Source organism: Actinoplanes couchii (assembly GCF_016862075.1).
Taxonomy (GTDB): Bacteria; Actinomycetota; Actinomycetes; order Mycobacteriales; family Micromonosporaceae; genus Actinoplanes; species Actinoplanes couchii.
The window spans coordinates 139,889-155,756 of the sequence record NZ_BOMG01000023.1 but is presented as its reverse complement, the minus strand read 5'-3'; the positions used below and the strand labels follow the sequence as shown (position 1 = coordinate 155,756).

Annotated in this window: 18 protein-coding genes; 11 read left to right on the top strand and 7 right to left on the bottom strand. The window is 68.8% G+C overall.

Annotated elements, in window-relative coordinates:
- Positions 1–20: 20 nt before the first annotated feature.
- Positions 21–221: a hypothetical protein gene (locus tag Aco03nite_RS05825; RefSeq protein WP_203793704.1), complete on the top strand. Its 201-nt coding sequence runs from the start codon at positions 21–23 to the stop codon at positions 219–221.
- A gap of 193 nt (positions 222–414) precedes the next feature.
- Here Aco03nite_RS05825 and Aco03nite_RS52675 read toward each other — a convergent pair whose 3' ends face one another.
- Positions 415–1,173, bottom strand: a complete 759-nt coding sequence (locus Aco03nite_RS52675; protein WP_239144938.1) for a hypothetical protein — start codon at positions 1,171–1,173, stop codon at positions 415–417.
- Positions 1,174–1,653: 480 nt separating this feature from the next.
- On the opposite strand from Aco03nite_RS52675, the gene Aco03nite_RS05815 reads away from it, so the two are divergent.
- The gene (locus tag Aco03nite_RS05815; RefSeq protein ID WP_203793703.1) at positions 1,654–1,956 is read left to right on the top strand and encodes a hypothetical protein; all 303 of its coding nucleotides are present in this window, start codon (positions 1,654–1,656) and stop codon (positions 1,954–1,956) included.
- A 35-nt stretch (positions 1,957–1,991) separates the two neighbouring features.
- Here the strand turns inward: Aco03nite_RS05815 and Aco03nite_RS05810 are convergent, their stop codons facing one another.
- Positions 1,992–2,585, bottom strand: a complete 594-nt coding sequence (locus Aco03nite_RS05810) for a hypothetical protein (RefSeq protein WP_203793702.1) — start codon at positions 2,583–2,585, stop codon at positions 1,992–1,994.
- Positions 2,582–3,775: a glycosyltransferase family 2 protein gene (locus Aco03nite_RS05805; protein ID WP_203793701.1), complete on the bottom strand. Its 1,194-nt coding sequence runs from the start codon at positions 3,773–3,775 to the stop codon at positions 2,582–2,584. The genes Aco03nite_RS05810 and Aco03nite_RS05805 overlap by 4 nt, the downstream gene beginning before the upstream one ends.
- A gap of 351 nt (positions 3,776–4,126) precedes the next feature.
- Here Aco03nite_RS05805 and Aco03nite_RS05800 point away from each other — a divergent pair, with 351 nt between their 5' ends.
- The 7 genes from Aco03nite_RS05800 (at position 4,127) to Aco03nite_RS05770 (ending at position 8,545) form a co-directional block, all read left to right on the top strand.
- On the top strand, positions 4,127–4,423 hold the full coding sequence (locus tag Aco03nite_RS05800) for a hypothetical protein (protein WP_203793700.1): 297 nt from the start codon (positions 4,127–4,129) through the stop codon (positions 4,421–4,423).
- Positions 4,420–4,710 carry a hypothetical protein gene (locus Aco03nite_RS05795; protein ID WP_203793699.1) on the top strand — a complete coding sequence of 97 codons (291 nt, stop codon included), beginning with the start codon at positions 4,420–4,422 and terminating at the stop codon, positions 4,708–4,710. Before Aco03nite_RS05800 ends, Aco03nite_RS05795 begins: the two co-directional genes overlap by 4 nt.
- 26 nt (positions 4,711–4,736) lie before the next feature.
- A complete protein-coding gene (locus Aco03nite_RS05790) occupies positions 4,737–6,215 on the top strand; it encodes an NCS1 family nucleobase:cation symporter-1 (RefSeq protein WP_203793698.1) in 1,479 nt (492 codons plus the stop codon).
- On the top strand, positions 6,212–6,946 hold the full coding sequence (locus Aco03nite_RS05785; RefSeq protein WP_203793697.1) for an aspartate/glutamate racemase family protein: 735 nt from the start codon (positions 6,212–6,214) through the stop codon (positions 6,944–6,946). Before Aco03nite_RS05790 ends, Aco03nite_RS05785 begins: the two co-directional genes overlap by 4 nt.
- A gap of 133 nt (positions 6,947–7,079) precedes the next feature.
- The gene (locus tag Aco03nite_RS05780) at positions 7,080–7,289 is read left to right on the top strand and encodes a hypothetical protein (protein WP_203793696.1); all 210 of its coding nucleotides are present in this window, start codon (positions 7,080–7,082) and stop codon (positions 7,287–7,289) included.
- Between the two features lie 69 nt (positions 7,290–7,358).
- On the top strand, positions 7,359–7,868 hold the full coding sequence (locus tag Aco03nite_RS05775; protein WP_203793695.1) for a SigE family RNA polymerase sigma factor: 510 nt from the start codon (positions 7,359–7,361) through the stop codon (positions 7,866–7,868).
- Positions 7,869–7,882: 14 nt separating this feature from the next.
- Positions 7,883–8,545, top strand: a complete 663-nt coding sequence (locus tag Aco03nite_RS05770) for a hypothetical protein (protein WP_203793694.1) — start codon at positions 7,883–7,885, stop codon at positions 8,543–8,545.
- 375 nt (positions 8,546–8,920) lie between these two features.
- Here the strand turns inward: Aco03nite_RS05770 and Aco03nite_RS05765 are convergent, their stop codons facing one another.
- The 3 genes from Aco03nite_RS05765 to Aco03nite_RS05755 all read right to left on the bottom strand — a co-directional run bounded on the left by Aco03nite_RS05765 (position 8,921) and on the right by Aco03nite_RS05755 (position 11,561).
- Complete coding sequence (locus Aco03nite_RS05765; RefSeq protein WP_203793693.1) at positions 8,921–9,775, bottom strand: toll/interleukin-1 receptor domain-containing protein; 855 nt, start codon at positions 9,773–9,775, stop codon at positions 8,921–8,923.
- 497 nt (positions 9,776–10,272) lie between these two features.
- Positions 10,273–10,881 carry an MBL fold metallo-hydrolase gene (locus tag Aco03nite_RS05760; RefSeq protein ID WP_203793692.1) on the bottom strand — a complete coding sequence of 203 codons (609 nt, stop codon included), beginning with the start codon at positions 10,879–10,881 and terminating at the stop codon, positions 10,273–10,275.
- Positions 10,878–11,561, bottom strand: a complete 684-nt coding sequence (locus tag Aco03nite_RS05755; RefSeq protein WP_203793691.1) for a maleylpyruvate isomerase family mycothiol-dependent enzyme — start codon at positions 11,559–11,561, stop codon at positions 10,878–10,880. The genes Aco03nite_RS05760 and Aco03nite_RS05755 overlap by 4 nt, the downstream gene beginning before the upstream one ends.
- Positions 11,562–11,760: 199 nt before the next feature.
- Here Aco03nite_RS05755 and rsgA point away from each other — a divergent pair, with 199 nt between their 5' ends.
- Positions 11,761–12,810: a ribosome small subunit-dependent GTPase A gene (gene rsgA, locus Aco03nite_RS05750; protein WP_203793690.1), complete on the top strand. Its 1,050-nt coding sequence runs from the start codon at positions 11,761–11,763 to the stop codon at positions 12,808–12,810.
- A gap of 122 nt (positions 12,811–12,932) precedes the next feature.
- Here the strand turns inward: rsgA and Aco03nite_RS55115 are convergent, their stop codons facing one another.
- Positions 12,933–13,769 (bottom strand): DUF8175 domain-containg protein, encoded by an 837-nt coding sequence (locus tag Aco03nite_RS55115; RefSeq protein ID WP_507762609.1) that lies wholly within the window; start codon positions 13,767–13,769, stop codon positions 12,933–12,935.
- Positions 13,770–14,082: 313 nt separating this feature from the next.
- Between Aco03nite_RS55115 and Aco03nite_RS05740 the strand changes: the two genes are divergently transcribed.
- Positions 14,083–15,855, top strand: coding sequence for a hypothetical protein (locus Aco03nite_RS05740; protein ID WP_203793688.1), 1,773 nt, complete (start codon positions 14,083–14,085; stop codon positions 15,853–15,855).
- The last annotated feature ends 13 nt before the right edge of the window (positions 15,856–15,868 follow it).

Genomic DNA, 15,868 nt, shown 5'->3' with positions numbered 1-15,868 from the left:
GGCGACTTTAAGCTCGAACAATGCCGACCGACAACGTCACCGAGATCGTCGCCTGCATCATGATCTCGGCCCTGATCGCCTATCTCGGCGGGCGGATCCATCAGTGGTACCGGCTCGGGCTCGAACGCGACAGGTCGTTCCGGGACGGTTATCAGCACGGGTACCGAGCATTCTTCGTGATGGCCTCCCGGGGCATTCACGGGGATCAGAGAAAGCAGTGAAAAAGGCGGGCCCCGACGGGCCCGCCTTTTCCGTTCCGCTTTTCCGGGCCCCTGTCCAGGAGGGCCCGGCGCCGGTGCCACCGGATCAGGCGCGTGGCCCGGTGGCACCGGTGTGGATCATCCGGTCGCCGGCCGGAGCGCGGTCGCCCGGCCGGCCCGGAGCACCCGCGCCGTCACGCGGGGCCTCCGGTGATCAGTTGCGGCCGCCGCCACCGTAGTTGCCGCCACCGCCACCGCCGTGGTTACCACCGCCACCGCCACCGCCGTGGTTGCCACCGCCGCCACCGCCGCCGTGGCCGTTACCGCCACCGTGGTTGCCGCCACCACCGCCGTGGTTGCCGCCACCGCCGTTGCCGTAGCCACCACCGTTGCCGTGACCACCACCGTTGCCGTAACCGCCGCCACCGTGGCTGCCACCACCGTTGCCGCCGCCGTGGCCCCAGCCGCCGCCGTAGCCCTTACCGCCCCAGCCCCAGCCGGGCTTGCCGTAGATGACCCGGCCCGGGTGGCCGTAGATCACGCGGCCCGGGCTCTTGACGATGACCCGCGCCGGACGGCTCGGGGAGTACTGCCCCACCCAGACCGGGCGGTACTGGTTCGGGAAGGCGCAGACGGCGCGCAGCGCGATGTCGAAACCGCGCCGGTCCCAGTTGTCGTAGCTGGCGACCTGGAGCGCCCAGGCGCCGCCACGGGCACCGACGCGGACCGGGCTGCAGCTGTAGGCGTCCCAGTAACCCCGCTGCTGACCGAAACGACCGGCCAGGCTGCACTGCTGCAGCGACGAGTAGAACCCGGCCACCTGGACGCCGTCGTTCAGGTGGATCGGCTGCCGCGCGGGCTTGGTGTGCGCGACGTTATTCGCATTGACGGCCTGAGCCGGCCCGGCAGCCACCGCAAGCGCGGCGAGCAAGCCGAGTCCACCCGTGGAGATAACGCGGGTGAGCTTTTTCATCGCGGTTCCTTTCGGATTTGTTTCACTGGTCGAGCCTTTCGGAATGGAGAACACCATTTCCGCGACGTCGGTTGTCGCTCCTGTGTCCATTCCCGGGTGCCTGAACGACTGCCGATGCTGACCGTTCAGTGGAACTGCGGGCCGTTACGAGAGGACTTCGCCTCCGGCGGTCCGGCCGGCTCCGGCGCGGCGTGGTGATCGCCCGCCCGGTGTCGTGCGTCCGGTTGTTAGCGACCGTCCGTTCACCCGGCCCGGCCCGCCGTTCGGCCGATGGTGATCGGCTGAACTCCCGACCGGACCTTGGCCGCATGTAGTACGGAATCGTCGGTTATCCCTCGAAATAGTTCGCGCAGGGGTATTGAGGCACCTTGTCCGGGCTGTTAGCGCGGGTCACCGCACCGGATCGGGCCGCTCCGGCACCGCGCGGCATTTCTGGCAAGTTAAGAAGAACCGGACGGCGACCAGAACAGGGACTTGACCGTGGCAAAAGACGACAGGACGAACCTGCCCGCGCGGTGGCGGGCGGCCTACAACGCGGCGCTGGCGCTGCTGGACAGCGATCAGCCGTACAGCGACCCCTCGGATCCGATCGCCCGGGCCCGGGCACAGCGCGCCCGCACCGACACCCGCCGGTGGATCCGGGCCCAGAAGACACTCGCCTCGGTCGGCGAACTCTCCCCGGTCCAGCGCTTCTTCGTCGCACAGATCCCGGACGACTGGCGGGAGATCGACTTCCGGCGGCGGCGCCGCAACCGCGCCCCGTCCGCCGGGGACAACGCCTGAAGCCGGGGACGACGCCTGAACCGGCGGCGCCGGCCTCAGGCGGCCGGGTCCAGCGGATCGACGGCCCGGGGTTCCTCGGCCCAGAGCGCCCGCAGCTGACTCTGCAGGAACACCGTGATCCGCTGCCGGTAGTCGTTGTCGAAGCTGGCCAGCGCCTCGATCTGCTTCTGCAGCGCCTCACGCTGCTTCGCCAGCCCGCCGACGGCGTCCTGGTAACGCTGCTCGGCCTGGGCCTTCATCTGGTCGGCGTGGTCGTTGCCCTCGGCCACGATCCGCTCCGCCTCGGCCCGCGCCGCGGTCAGCATCCGGTCGGACTCGGCCCGGGTCTGCGCCAGCATCCGGTCGGTCTCGGCGCGCGCCTCGTCGGCGTACGCATGGGCGTCGCGGTGGATCTGTTCGGCCAGGGCCTGCGCCTCGGCGCGCACCTGGTGCGCGTGCCGGTTCACCGCGGCGATGTGGTCGTCGGCGGTGCGCTGGGCCAGTGCGAGCAGCTGGAGTGCCCCGTCCGGCAGGACCAGGGTCTCTCCCGCTCCGGCCGGCATGGACGTCGTGCGCTGTGTGGGGGGCATCGCCGGGACAATCACGCCGTCGAGACCGCCGGAGAACATCACCTCGGTGTCGGTGTTCACGTTCGGTTCCCTTCAAGCAGGTGTGCGCTGTGGTAGACCGTGCCGGGACCGGCCGTCGACGATCTGGAACGGCTCCGGCAGAGCCTGAGCAGGGCGATGTATCTGACCGGGACGACGAACAGCAGGTTGAGGGCGGCTTCGGCCGGGGTGAGCAGCAGCCACGTCCAGAACCTGTCAGGTCCGCTCGTCCGGGGCCGGTCGACCAGATACAGACCCGTCATGGCGTAACGAACCAGCAGATACAACGTGGCGTACAAAGCGGCCGGTCCGCTCCGGACCGGCCCGGTGACCAGGGCGACCGATGCGTACCCGACGGCCAGTGACCCGGCCAGCATCCGGGCCGCCGGCACCACCCGGCCGAACGTCCGCCACCACGTCGTGGACCAGCGCAGCCACTGGCGGTAGGCGGCGTCCCGGTCGGCCGGCGCCCGGGTCCAGACGGTCGCCGCCGGCACCACGAGCACCTCGCCCTCGAAGGCCGCGGACCCGCCCCGGTGGTGGTCCCGGTCCTGGAAGGCCACCCCGGCCCGGCACAGGCCCGCGCCCGGCAGCGGCCGGCTCATCCGCAGCCCGCGGGCGGTGCCCAGATGCACGTCGGCGATCCGGGTGAGCATGTTCTGCCCGGCGTTGCGGGCCGCGATCATCGGCTTGGCCACCGTCACCCGCGGGTCGGTGAACACCTCCAGCAGGTGTTCCAGCGCGTGGTCGTCCAGGACGCAGTCGCCGTCCAGGGTCAGCACGAAGTCCCAGTCGGCGGGTTCGAGCCGGTCCAGGACGTGCAGCGCGGCCGGGCGGGAGCCGCCGTCCAGCCGGTGGTGCCAGTGCACCCGGGGATGGGCGAACGGGCGCACCGGGCGGTTGACCGGGCCGTCGTCGACGACGTGCACCTCACCGACGACCACACCGTGCTGGTTGAGCAGCGACCAGACGCAGGCGCGCAGGTCCGCGTCGTCCGGGGCGCAGGCCGGGACGATCGCCACGATCCGGGCGGTCGCCGCCGCCGGGCGCGGAACCCGGCCGTTGCGGACGAACGACCAGGCCCGGACGAGCAGCGTGCCGTACCCGGCGCACCAGCAGGCGAACAGGGCGAGCGAGTCGACCTCCCGGTGGACGTACCCGGTCGCGGCGGTCACCGCCAGGAGCACGGCGGCCGCGGCCAGCGCACGCCGAGTGGTCCGGGACTGCAGCATGCGCGGGTGCCTTTCCCTCGGCGGCGGGGTCCGGCCGGGTGGGAGGCCGCGAGGGGGATGTTGGCAAAACGGACAGACAAGTCAAATACCCTGGGTTCCCGTTCGCGTGAATCAGGCTGGTTCTCACCCCTGGGGACTCCGTCACACGGCCTGCGGTGCCGTCCGTTCGGGGCCGGCGGGTGGACCGTGCGGCCCAGTGCCCGCGGCCACGGAGGCAATCGGCCGATCGGCCAGCCGGGACCGCTCGTGTGACTGACTTCCTTCGTCGCCGGACGTGAGTTTGCCGTCATGAAACCAGCGGCATTCGAAGGACGGGACCATGCCGGAGGAAACAGTGAAGGCGATCCGCCGATGACACCGGCCCGGGTCATTCTGGTGGAGTCGCTGTGCGCTCTCGTGGTGGCGTGCCTCAGCGCCTACGCCGGCGGCCGGGTGCATCAGCGGCAGCGTGAGCAGCATCGGCGCCGGGCCGCTTTCCGGGACGGGTACCGGCACGCGTCGGCCGGGTTCGCCGGCCGGATACCCACCGGGCGGCGCCGGCCGGTCACCCCGGCGCCGGTGGGCCGGCCACCCCGCCGGGAGTTCTCCCGGCCCCGCCCGGGCGCGCCGCGCAGCCGGGCGTGCCCCACCGGGACGGACCGGTCGTGACCGCGCCCGGCAACGGTGTCCTCTACCTCCTGCTGACCCTCGCCATCGTGGTGTCCAGCGGGTACGCGGTCGGGCGCATCCACCAGTGGCACCGGCACGGACGGGACCGGGACGAGGCGTACCGGACCGGCTACGACCAGGCGTCCCGCGCGATCATCGGGATGATGGCCGAACGGCGGGCGCCGACCGCCCCGCTGGTCAACCCGCCGCACGTCCGGCGGACCGTGGTGAACCAGCGTCAGCTCTATCCGGTACCGGAAGATATACAGTTCCGCACATCCCGGTGAAACAGCGGATTCATAGCGTGACGTCCATGTCCACCATCCCCGGCAGACCGCACGAGGACCTGGTCGAAGCCGCCGGCATGCCGGTCGGTAGCGGCGTCACGAAACCCGATTACGATCCGCGACTCACCAACGAGGACCTGGCGCCGCTCAAACAACAGCGGTGGGGGTCGTACAACATCTTCGCGTTCTGGATGTCCGACGTGCACAGCGTCGGCGGCTACGTCACCGCGGGCAGCCTCTTCGCGCTGGGGCTGTCCAGCTGGCAGGTGCTGGTGTCGCTGGTCGTCGGCATCACCATCGTCTACTTCTTCTGCAATCTGGTGGCCAAGCCGTCCCAGGTGACAGGCGTGCCCTATCCGGTGATCAACCGGGTGGCCTTCGGGGTGCTCGGCGCGAACGTGCCGGCGATCATCCGCGGGGCGATCGCGGTCGCCTGGTACGGCATCCAGACCTACCTCGCCTCGGCGGCCCTGGACGTGGTCATCCTCAAACTGTGGCCGTCGCTGATGCCGTACGCCGACGTCGGCCAGTACGGGTTCCTCGGCCTGCCGTTGCTGGGCTGGTGCACGTACGCCCTGCTCTGGGTCCTGCAGGCGGCCGTCTTCTGGACCGGCATGGAGACGATCCGCCGGTTCATCGACTTCTGCGGCCCGGCCGTCTACGTGGTCATGTTCGTCCTCGCCGGATACCTGATCTCCCGGGCCGGCTGGGGCGCCATCGACCTGAACCTGGGCGAGGTCACGGTCACCGGCCTGGACGCGATCCCGGTCATGCTCGGCGCGATCGCACTCGTCGTGTCCTACTTCTCCGGCCCCATGCTCAACTTCGGGGACTTCTCGCGCTATGGATCCACGTACCAGAAAGTGAAGGTCGGGAATTTTCTGGGGTTGCCGGTCAACTTCCTGATGTTCTCGATCCTGACGGTGGTGACCGCCTCGCTCACCGTGCCGGTCTTCGGTGAGCTGCTCACCGACCCGGTCGCGACCGTGGCGCGGATCGACAGCACGTTCGCGATCGTGCTCGGCGCGCTCACCTTCACCATCGCCACGATCGGCATCAACATCGTCGCCAACTTCATCTCGCCGGCGTTCGACTTCTCCAACGTCAGCCCGCAGCGGATCTCCTGGCGGGCCGGCGGCATGATCGCCGCGGTCGGGTCGGTGCTGCTCACACCGTGGAACCTCTACAACAACCCGGAGGTCATCCATTACACGCTGGAGACGCTGGGCGCCTTCATCGGGCCGCTGTTCGGGGTCCTGATCGCCGACTACTACCTGATCCGGAAACAGCGGGTGGACGTGGACGCGATGTTCACCATGTCGCCCGGCGGCAGGTACTTCTACAAGAACGGCTACAACCCGCCGGCGATCATCGCCACCGTGGCCGGCGCGCTCATCGCGGTGATCCCGGTGCTCGGCACGATGACCGAGGTGGCCAAGTACAGCTGGTTCATCGGCTGCGCCCTCGGGTTCGTCATCTACCTCGGCCTCGCCAAGAAGAGATGACACTGATCCGGGTCGTCAACCCCAACACCACGGCGTCGATGACCGCCCTGATCGGGACCAGCGCCCGGGCCGTCGCCGGTCCGGGCGTCACCGTCGAGGCGGTCAACCCGGACATGGGGCCGGCCTCCATCGAGAGCCACTACGACGAGGCCCTCGCCGTTCCCGGCCTGCTCGCCGAGATCATCGCGGGGGAGCGGGCCGGCGCGGACGGCTACGTGGTCGCCTGCTTCGGCGACCCCGGACTCGATGCCGCCCGGGAGATCGCGACCGGTCCCGTGGTCGGCATCGCGGAGGCGGCGATGCATGCGGCGATGCTCGTCGGTCGCGGTTTCAGCGTGGTCACAACCCTCGGCCGTACGGCCGGACGGGCGCGAGACCTGGCCCAGCGGTACGCCCCCGCCGGGGCCTGCCGGGGAGTGCACGCCTGCGAGATCCCGGTCCTGGAACTGGAGACCGACCCGGCGGTGCTGCCCCGGGTCGTCGCGCTCGCCCGCGAGGCCCTGGACCGGGACGGCTCCGACGTCATCGTGCTCGGCTGCGCCGGAATGGCCGGCTTCTGCGCCGAGGTGTCCCAGCGCATCGGCGCCCCGGTGATCGACGGGGTCACCGCCGCCACACTGCTGGTGCAGTCCCTGGTCGGCCTCGGGTTGCGAACGTCACGGCGCGACGAGTACGCCGTACCGCCGCCCAAGCCCTTCACCGGCCTCCTCGCCGGTTTCGCCATCAAGTGACATCGGTCTATCTTTTCCCACCGCGGCGAATTCCTCCAAGACGCTCACCATCACCACCCGGAAGCAGGCGCTGGGGCAAGTGGTGCGCGCTGTCCGCCTTCCGGTCGAACATGCCGGCCCCGGGAAACCTCAGGTGCTCAGTGAACTGACCGACATCTACCGCCTGACCTGGATGACCGGGGAGGATCTGCTCGTGCTCACCCCGGAGGGGCACCTGCTGGGCGGGCCGGGCCGGCAGTGGGAGCGGTTCCCGGAGAACACCGTGTCGGTCAATCCCGACCACGGCCGGGTGGCCGTGACCCTGCCGGACGGAGTGCTCGTCGTCGCCCGGCCGCCGGACTGACCGCGATGGGATGCAACCCGGAGGAGGTGGCAGTCGTCAGGGAGGCGTGAGAGTGAAGGAGGGGATCGTGTGAAGACCGAGCGAGACGAGCAATTCCATCAGTTCGTGGTCAGCCGGAGGGCCGCACTGGTGCGTACGGCGACTCTGCTCACGGCGGGCGACGCCCACCTGGCCGAAGACCTCGTCCAGTCCGCGCTGACCAAACTGTACGTCGCCTGGCCGGCGTTCCAGCGTGCCGACAACCCGGACGGCTACGTCCGGCGGGTGCTGGTGAACGCGCTGACCGACGAGCGGCGGCGGTGGTGGCGGCGTAGCGAACGGTCGATGGCCGAGGTCCCGGACCGGGTGGCCGCGGCACATCACGAGGGGGACGTCTCCGACGGGCTGCGCGTGGCCCTGAAGGAACTGCCGCCCCGGATGCGGGCGGCGCTGGTGTTCCGCTACTTCTACGACCTCGACGTCGCCGACACCGCCGACGCCCTCGGATGTTCCGAGGGAACGGTGAAGAGCCAGACCGCCCGGGCGCTCGACCGCCTCCGGACGGTCCTGGGCGTCAACGCCTCCCTTGCAACGCTGTGACCAGGAGAAATGAAATGATGAACCTGCAGGACGGGCTGGCGGGCATCGCCGGACCGGCCGTCGAACCCACCACCGACCAGGTCGCCGCCGACATCGCCCGCGGCCAGAGGGCCCTGCGCCGCCGCCGTCTCGTCCAGGCCGGAGGCGGCTCCGCGTTCGCCGTCGCCGCCCTGGCCGCGGCCGTCGCCTTCGCCACCACCGGCGGCGCCCCTGCCGCCTCGACCAGCCCGCTCGCCCAGGGCACCGTCGCCGGCGGCAGCGTCGCGCCGACCGTGAAGCTGGTCGCCTACACCGGCAAGCAGCCGGAAGGCTTCACCCTCGACAAGGTTCCGGACGGCTGGGAGATCCAGGGCGTCGACGCGGGCGTGCTCACCATCGCCCCGAAGAACGCCAAGGACAAGAACATCCACAACTTCGAGGACAAGGTTGTGGTCATGCTCCAGTCGGTCGACGAGACCGGCACCCCCAAAGGCGACAAGGTGCAGGTGGCCGGCAACCCCGGCGTGCTGGGCAAGGCCGAAGGCATGACGACGGGTTGGTGGCTGTACGTCGACCAGCCCAGCGGCCCGCGCATGCAGGTCCAGGTCTGGGACGGCCTGGGCTGGAGCAAGACCGACGTCCTCGGATTCGCCGAGGGAATCCACGTGACCGAGGACGCCCAGCCCGGCCACGGCTGACCAAAAAACGGGAGACCGGAACGGGGAAAGCGTCCCGGTCTCCCGCGCCTCATCCGGCCCACCACGCCCGAACCATCCGGCAAGCCAGATGCCGCACGATACCGCCTGACACCGCCGGCATCCTTCCGCGACGATGCCGGCGGCACGGGCCTCGAACCCATGAGGGGTTTCCCAGCACGCTTTCCAAGTCTGCGACCAGTCGTTCGCCACCGCCTTTGACCCGCGCAGGTCGTGCGAGTCAGATGGGACATGAACGGCCACGAACGACAGCGACCGAGACGGAAACTGAAACGGTGGGAGCCGGGCGGCGGACAGCAACGAGCTTGGAGAGCGGTCCTCGATGTTATTCCGCGAACATTAATCGAAATCCGCTTACTAGGATTTAACCGCCTCGGCCAGGCCTTCTGCAATCTCCTCGACCGTCATCGTCGCAGAGTTGAGTGCGAGGATTCCGGCGAGCAAAGGGGAGTGGAGTTTTACCTCATCCTTAGAGATGTGGTGCCATACGGGAAGTACTGAGTCGTCGCCGGAGTCCATCTTCTTGCCAAATAGTGCGTCCAGTTCGGCTTGTGTCCACTGCTTTCTGAAAAAGTGGGGTGAAATGATGACGAAAGCGAATCGGCATCCTGCGATGCCGCTCTCGATCTCACGTCGGATGCTTTTTCCTACCGTGATCCGGATTTCGTCGAACCAAACGCTTACCCCTCGCGCTTCAAGGGCATCCTTCAGAGGGCGAGCGATTTCATCCTTATCTTCGCTGGCGTGGGAGAGGAAGACGTCTGCGGTTGGCGAGGGCATTGATCCGTTTCTGTTCGGAAATTGACGTGAAGGTCCAGGGAAGGGGTTTCCTTGCCTTGCCATTAGTGTCGGCTTGAACTGGGAAGATGCCTGCTCAATTTTCGAGCGGAGATCGCGCATCGCCTTTTCATGCATGATGCGCTGATTCTTGTCGATCGTCTCTTGGGCTTTGGTGATCTTCACTTCTGTCGCCGCCAGCTTAGCTTCGAGGTCCGCGCGCTTCTTCTCGGCGTCGTTTGCAGCTTTGGTTGCCCGATCGGCCTCGGCCTGCTTCATCCGGATAGTTCCTGAGCTTTTCGACTTGCTTGCCGCTGTCATGGCATCAGCAGCCTTTTTGCGCTGTGTCGCCACAGTGCCTGAAGCCTTGCTGATGTCGGAGCGGTACCTGTTGGCATCCGCCCTATATCGGCGGAGATCACCCTCAGAGGTCATCAAGTCTTCTTTCGCTACGAGGCCAGCGTGTCAATCATGCACCGAGGCATGGCTACGGCTGACTAGCTTCTCGGGAGGACAGCGGAGTGCGTCGAGTCGAGGAGATCGGAGAGGGGAGGTGACGGCTGGCAGGGTTGGGCTCGGCCGAACTGAGGCAGGAAGTGAGACTGATATTCGAACTCGTGCTGGTTCCACAAGACGCACGCTTCCCAAGCGTGCGTCTTGTGGAACCAGCACATTCGGGTCGACGAGCGTGGGGTGCCTGAAGGAACGTCTGCCTTGCCCGGTCCGGGAACGGCTGGAGCGTTGGCGGGGATGTTGGCTCGAAATGGAGTGGCCACCGCATACGCCCGGCGGGCGGGGGTCGGTGGTGACCCGGCGCCTGCCTTGCGTTGTGGCCACGGGAGTGTGGCCGGTTCGTATCAGAAAAGTTTTTAGAAACGACGACTACCTGGCCGCGTGGGTGGACCGTGACCAACGGATCAGTCGGCGTGATCTCACCAACCCCGGGCTCGCCATTCCGGGAGGGACGGGCGTTCCGTGCCCAGCGTGGAGTCCTTGCCGTGGCCCGGGTAGAAGACGGTGTCGTCTCCGAAACGGGCGAACAACTTCTGCTCCACGTCGCTGATCAACGAGTCGAAGTTCTCTTTCACGCCCCGGGTGTTTCCTACTCCTCCGGGGAACAGGCTGTCTCCGGTGAACAAGTGTTTGCCCTGGTAGGACAGGACGATTGAACCTGGGGTGTGGCCCACGACGTGGATCACCTCCAGCGTGTGGTCGCCTACCTCGACGGTGTCGCCGTCGGTCAGGGTTCTGGTTACCACCGGGATCTCGGCGGCGTCGGCCTCGTGGGCCAGCGACTCGGCGCCCGTTGTGCGGATCACCTCGGACAGCGCCTGCCAATGGTCGCCGTGGCGGTGTGTCGTCACCACCGTGCGCAGGCCCGCCGGGCCGATCAGGTCCAGCAGGCGGCTCGCGTCGTTGGCGGCGTCGATCAGGAGCTGGTCGTCGCCGGCCGACAGCAGGTACGCGTTGTTGTCCATCGGGCCCACCGACAGCTTCGTCAGGGTCAGGCCCTCGGCCAGGTCACGGGAATACTCGCTCATTTGAACCTCGCGGGTCGGGGGAGCTCGCCGTCCGGCGAGACGGTGAGGCCGGTGCCGTCGGATCGGCCGGTGAGCCAGCCGGCGATGGTGCGGGCGGGGCCGCTGATCTCCGGGGCCCCGTCGCCGATCACCAGCGTGTGCTCCAGGCCATCCGGGCGCAGTGTCATCGGGGGTGTGCCCTCCGGCGGGGCGGCGGCGATCGACCGCAGCAGCCGTAGCGCGAACGCGGCCGGCCAGTCGTCCGGCGTGTACCCGTGGCCCAGGTCGGCGCGGTGCATCTCCACCTCGCACAGCCGCAGCCACGGGACCGCGGCCGCGGACCTTGCCATCGGCAGCTCCGCCGCCCATGCTTCGGCGGGCATCGCGGCGGCCGCGGCAGTGAACCTCTCGTGGGCCTGCCGCAGGTCGGCGACCTGGTCGGCCAGCGGACGGGCGGCACCCGCCTCGATGCCTGCCGCGCGGGCTTCCGGTGACGCGTACGCCGGGGTCTCCACCCCGGTCCGCGCCCAGGTCAGCAGGTTCGTCAGGGCGTCCGCGTTGCGGGCCAGGTGGGTCAGCACGTGCCCCACGGTCCAGCCGGGCAGCCGGGACGGCGCGGCGACGTCGGCCGGGATGTCGGCCAGCAGCGCGTCGGTGGCGGCCTCGACGTCGGTCATCAGCGCGAGCGGATCGATCGTCACGCACCGACCCTAACGGAATTCGCTTTCGCGGCGGTGACGACGCCACTACCGTCGTGGCAGACGCGCCGAACGATCACCGTGGCTATCGATGTGAGCGAAGGAGGTGAGGAGCGTGCTGTCTGCAGTCACCGCGTCCCTTCACCCGGGGGCCTTCGCCTGAGTGTCAGGCCCGTCGTCCCCCATATCGCAAAGGGTTGTCATGTCGTACCACCTGTCCCAGCTGGGCTGGGACGACCGTCTCGTCTCCGAGTTCCGCCGGTTCGACCGGCCCGACTCCGCCCCCGGCCGGGTGCTCCGGGCCGACCGGGGCGTCTGCACCGTCCTCACCGGGTCCGGCGTGACCCGGGCCACCCTCGGCGGTGCCGTGATGATCGAAGCCGCCCGTGATCCGGCCGCGCTTCCCAGCGCCGGCGACTGGGTGGTGCTGCGGCACTGGCCGGACCGGCGCACCACGCTCGAGCTGGTGCTGCCCCGCACCACCATGCTGATCCGGCGTACCGCCGACAAGGACTCGTCCGGGCAGGTCCTCGCCGCCAACATGGACGTGGTGGCGGTCGTCGAACCGATCCATCCGGAGCCCGACGACGCCCGGGTCGAGCGGCTGCTCGCTCTGGCGTGGGAGTCGGGCGCCGATCCGCTGCTGGTCCTGACCAAGAGCGACACCACTCGTGATCCGGCCGCGGTGGCCCGTCAGTTGGGTGCGCTGGCGCCCGGAGTGCCGGTGCTCCCGGTCAGTGTCCGTCAGGGCCGGGGCGTGGACGAGCTTAGATCCTATTTCACGAAAAATCGGACTTTAGCGTTGTTGGGGCGCTCCGGGGCCGGCAAGTCGACCCTGGTCAACGCCCTGGCCGGCACGAGCGTCATGCCGGTCCAGGAGATCCGCGACGCCGACGGCAAGGGCCGGCACACCACGGCGTACCGCAACCTGGTCCCGATCCCCGGCGGCGGCGCCGTCATCGACACCCCCGGCATCCGAGGCGTGGGCCTGCTCGACACCGGAGACGGCCTGGCCAGGGCATTCGCCGACGTCACGGACCTGGCGTCCCGCTGCCGTTTCGACGACTGCGCCCACGAAACCGAACCGGGCTGCGCAGTCCAGGCCGCGGTGGCCGACGGTTCACTGACCGCCAGACGCCTGGCGAGCTGGCGCAAACTACACCACGAGGTAGAGGTGGAGAGCGGCCGAAAATCCGCCAGGCTGTCCCGCCAACGACGTTCCCCCGCGCCCCCGAGCAGCAGTCGTTTCTAAAAGCTTTTCTGATACGAACCGACCACACTCCCGTGGCCACAACGCAAGGCAGGCGCCGGGTCACCACCGACCCGCGCCCGCCGGGCGTATGCGGTGGCCTCCGTGGCAGGGGTGTCCGGCAGCTACTGATCGGACCAGCGGGTCATCGGGGTCTCGGGCGTTGTCATGTTCGATGTGAGCAGTCCGCCGGGTGGCGCCTCCATCCGCCAGTCGCCGTTGTTCCAGAGCAGGGTGTAGGTGACGGCGATGAAGGGAACCGTTCCGGAGCCGGGGCCCGTGTTGGCGACCACCAGGTCGACGACGGCCTCGTCCTCGGTGTAGGACCGGTAGACGTAACCCACCAAGGGCTGGGGGACTCCGGGCGCTGAAGAGGCGTAGCCGGGGCCGGTGAAGCGCTGCACCAGGAAGTCGCGGTTGTCTCCGGGGAGGTAGTGCTCCTCGATGTAACGGATGCGATTCTCGTCGCCCGCGATTGTGGTGAGCCTGCGGATGATGTGCACCGCGGCGATCAGTGCGCCCTCGGGGGTGTGGGCGAAACCGGCGGAGTTCGTGTCGGTCAGCACTTTCGGGCCGGCGGCTTTGCTTACGGGGAGGCGGCGGTTTCCCCGGGTTTCCCAGGTTACGGCGGGTGGGGAGACGGATGTCCCGGCCGGTTCTCCGGCGGCGTTCGAAGGGCCGGCCGACGTGTCCGAGGGGCCGGCCGATGCCGCCTCCGGCACGTCCACGTCCGCTGAGGGAGACGAATCAGAGGGCGACGAATCTGACGGCAGCGGATCTGACGGCAGCGAACCTGACGGCGGCGAACCGGGACCTGTAGCTGAGGGCCCGGATTCAGGGGATCTGGTGGCAGTGACAGCGGCGATCGTCGCCGCGATGGTGGTGACGGCCACTGCCGCACCGAGGATCAGCCATCGGCTGGGGCGTCGATTGCCGAGGTCGTGCTGTGCCGGGTCGGTCATGCGGGCCCTGCCTTCATTCTCGGAGCGTGCTGCGGCGCCCGGACCGGTCGACATGCACCTTAATCGATGCCGGTTCGTGCCACGGCTGAGGTGGGGGACCGGCTCGAACGCCTGGAACACCGCATACGCCCGGCGGGCGCGGGTCGGTGGTGACCCGGCGCCTGCCTCGCGTGGTAGGCACGTGACCTGTGGGTTTTGCGGGAGGTGTGTGGCGTACCGGCGGCGTGGGGTCTGTGGAATTGGCCGTCAGTGATCGTCTATGGGTGACCGACGCCGTGTGGTGGGGGCGGGGCGTTCTGGCAGAATTCGGCCGGTGCGTGCGGCTGACGAGGTGACCGAAGAGGCGGCGGCGGACGTCGCCACCCATGAATCCGGCGAGCGTTCCGGCAGGTGGCGGGCGGTTGACACCTGGATCGCTGTCGGGTTCGTCGCGTTTGCCACGTTGGTGTTGAGCCAGCTGTGGATCGATCCGAACGGGCGGGTGCTCGACGGGAACGACGACGATCACGGGATCTTCCTGTTCATGCTCGCGCACGCCGAGCGGGTGGTGTTCGACGGGGCGGCGCCGTTCTTCAGCGACCGGTTCAACGTGCCGGTCGGCGTGAACATGATGGCGAACACGTCGATTCTGGCGCTGGCCATTCCGCTGGCGCCGGTCACGCATTTCCTCGGTGGCGGCGTCACGGTGGCGCTGCTGGTGACCGGTGGGCTGGCCGGGACCGCGTTCGCCTGGTACTGGGTGCTGTCCCGGCATCTGGTGAACAGCAGGCTGGCGGCCTGGATCGGTGGCGCCTGGTGCGGGTTCGGGCCGACGATGATCTCGCACGCCAACGGGCACGTGAACTTCGTCAGCAATTTCGTTCTGCCGTTCATCGTGTGGCAGGTGCTGCGGCTGCGGGAACCGGGCCGGATCGTGCGCGGCGGTGTCATCCTCGGCCTGCTGATCGTGCTGCAGGTGTTCATCAACGAGGAGGCGCTGCTCTTCACCGCGATGACGATGGGCCTGATCGCGGTCCTGTACGCGGCGATGGCCCGGCCGCAGGCCCGTCTGGTGTGGAAGCACTTCAGCGCCGGGATCGGGGTGGCCGCGCTCACCTCGGGCGTGCTGCTGGCGTACCCGCTGTGGTACCAGTTCTTCGCCCCCGGCAACTATCACGGGCAGCCGTTCGAGCCGACCGCCTACGTCACCGACGTGGCGTCGCTGGGCTGGTTCTCCCGGCAGGCGCTGGCCGGAAACGCCGCGCTGACCAGGCACTTGAGTGTCAGCGCGACCGAGGACAACACGTTCTTCGGCCCGATCGGCCTGGTGATGATCATCGTGGCGATCGTGATGCTGTGGAAGTCGGTGCCGTTGCGGGCGACCGCGCTCGCCGGGCTGTTCCTGCTGGTCATGTCGTTCGGGCCGCAGGTGCGGATCTTCGGGTACGACACCGGGATCCCGCTGCCGTTCGGGCTGATCAGCCACATCCCGGTGATCGACCTGGTGAGTGTGACCCGGTTCGCGATGGTGCCGGCCGCGGTGGCCGGGGTGCTGCTGGCGTTCGCGGCCGACCGGGTGCCCGCGCCGAAGAAGAAGATCTTCTGGATCGGCATGGTCCTGGCGCTGGTGCCGCTGATCCCCAAGCCGCTGCCGGTGGTGCAGGGCGACCCGATGCCGCCGTTCCTCACCGAGGGGACCTGGAAGCGGTACGTCGCCGAGGGGAAGACCCTGGTCACGGTACCGCTGCCGGATGTCACCACCGGGCGGACCGGGCAGCGCTGGGCGACCCTCAACAACCTGGACTACCCGACGCCGCGCGGCTACTTCATGGGGCCCGCCGATCCGCCGTACGACGACACCGGCTCGTGGCAGGCCCCGCACCGTTACGCGTCGGAACTGCTGTGGAGCGTGCGGGAGTACGGCTACCTGCCGGTGGTGGACCGGGAACGCTTCCTGGCCGATCTCGATTACTGGCGGGCCGGTGTGGTCGTGCTGATTCCGGGTAGCCGGAATGAGGCGATGCTCAAGTCGGTTCTGGTGGAGGTCCTGGGCGAGCCCCAGAGCGTGGGCGGCGTGGAGATCTGGCCGATTCCCTCGAACGGATGATCGACCGGGTGCC

What these genes read in the sequence shown, in the direction of transcription:
- Aco03nite_RS05825 (WP_203793704.1), top strand. Translation starts at nt 21, where the DNA reads ATGCCGACCGACAACGTCACCGAGATCGTCGCCTGCATCATGATCTCG.
- Aco03nite_RS52675 (WP_239144938.1), bottom strand. Translation starts at nt 1,173, where the DNA reads ATGAAAAAGCTCACCCGCGTTATCTCCACGGGTGGACTCGGCTTGCTC.
- Aco03nite_RS05805 (WP_203793701.1), bottom strand. Translation starts at nt 3,775, where the DNA reads ATGCTGCAGTCCCGGACCACTCGGCGTGCGCTGGCCGCGGCCGCCGTG.
- Aco03nite_RS05800 (WP_203793700.1), top strand. Translation starts at nt 4,127, where the DNA reads ATGACACCGGCCCGGGTCATTCTGGTGGAGTCGCTGTGCGCTCTCGTG.
- Aco03nite_RS05790 (WP_203793698.1), top strand. Translation starts at nt 4,737, where the DNA reads ATGTCCACCATCCCCGGCAGACCGCACGAGGACCTGGTCGAAGCCGCC.
- Aco03nite_RS05785 (WP_203793697.1), top strand. Translation starts at nt 6,212, where the DNA reads ATGACACTGATCCGGGTCGTCAACCCCAACACCACGGCGTCGATGACC.
- Aco03nite_RS05770 (WP_203793694.1), top strand. Translation starts at nt 7,883, where the DNA reads ATGATGAACCTGCAGGACGGGCTGGCGGGCATCGCCGGACCGGCCGTC.
- Aco03nite_RS05765 (WP_203793693.1), bottom strand. Translation starts at nt 9,775, where the DNA reads ATGACCTCTGAGGGTGATCTCCGCCGATATAGGGCGGATGCCAACAGG.
- Aco03nite_RS05760 (WP_203793692.1), bottom strand. Translation starts at nt 10,881, where the DNA reads ATGAGCGAGTATTCCCGTGACCTGGCCGAGGGCCTGACCCTGACGAAG.
- rsgA (WP_203793690.1), top strand. Translation starts at nt 11,761, where the DNA reads ATGTCGTACCACCTGTCCCAGCTGGGCTGGGACGACCGTCTCGTCTCC.
- Aco03nite_RS55115 (WP_507762609.1), bottom strand. Translation starts at nt 13,769, where the DNA reads ATGACCGACCCGGCACAGCACGACCTCGGCAATCGACGCCCCAGCCGA.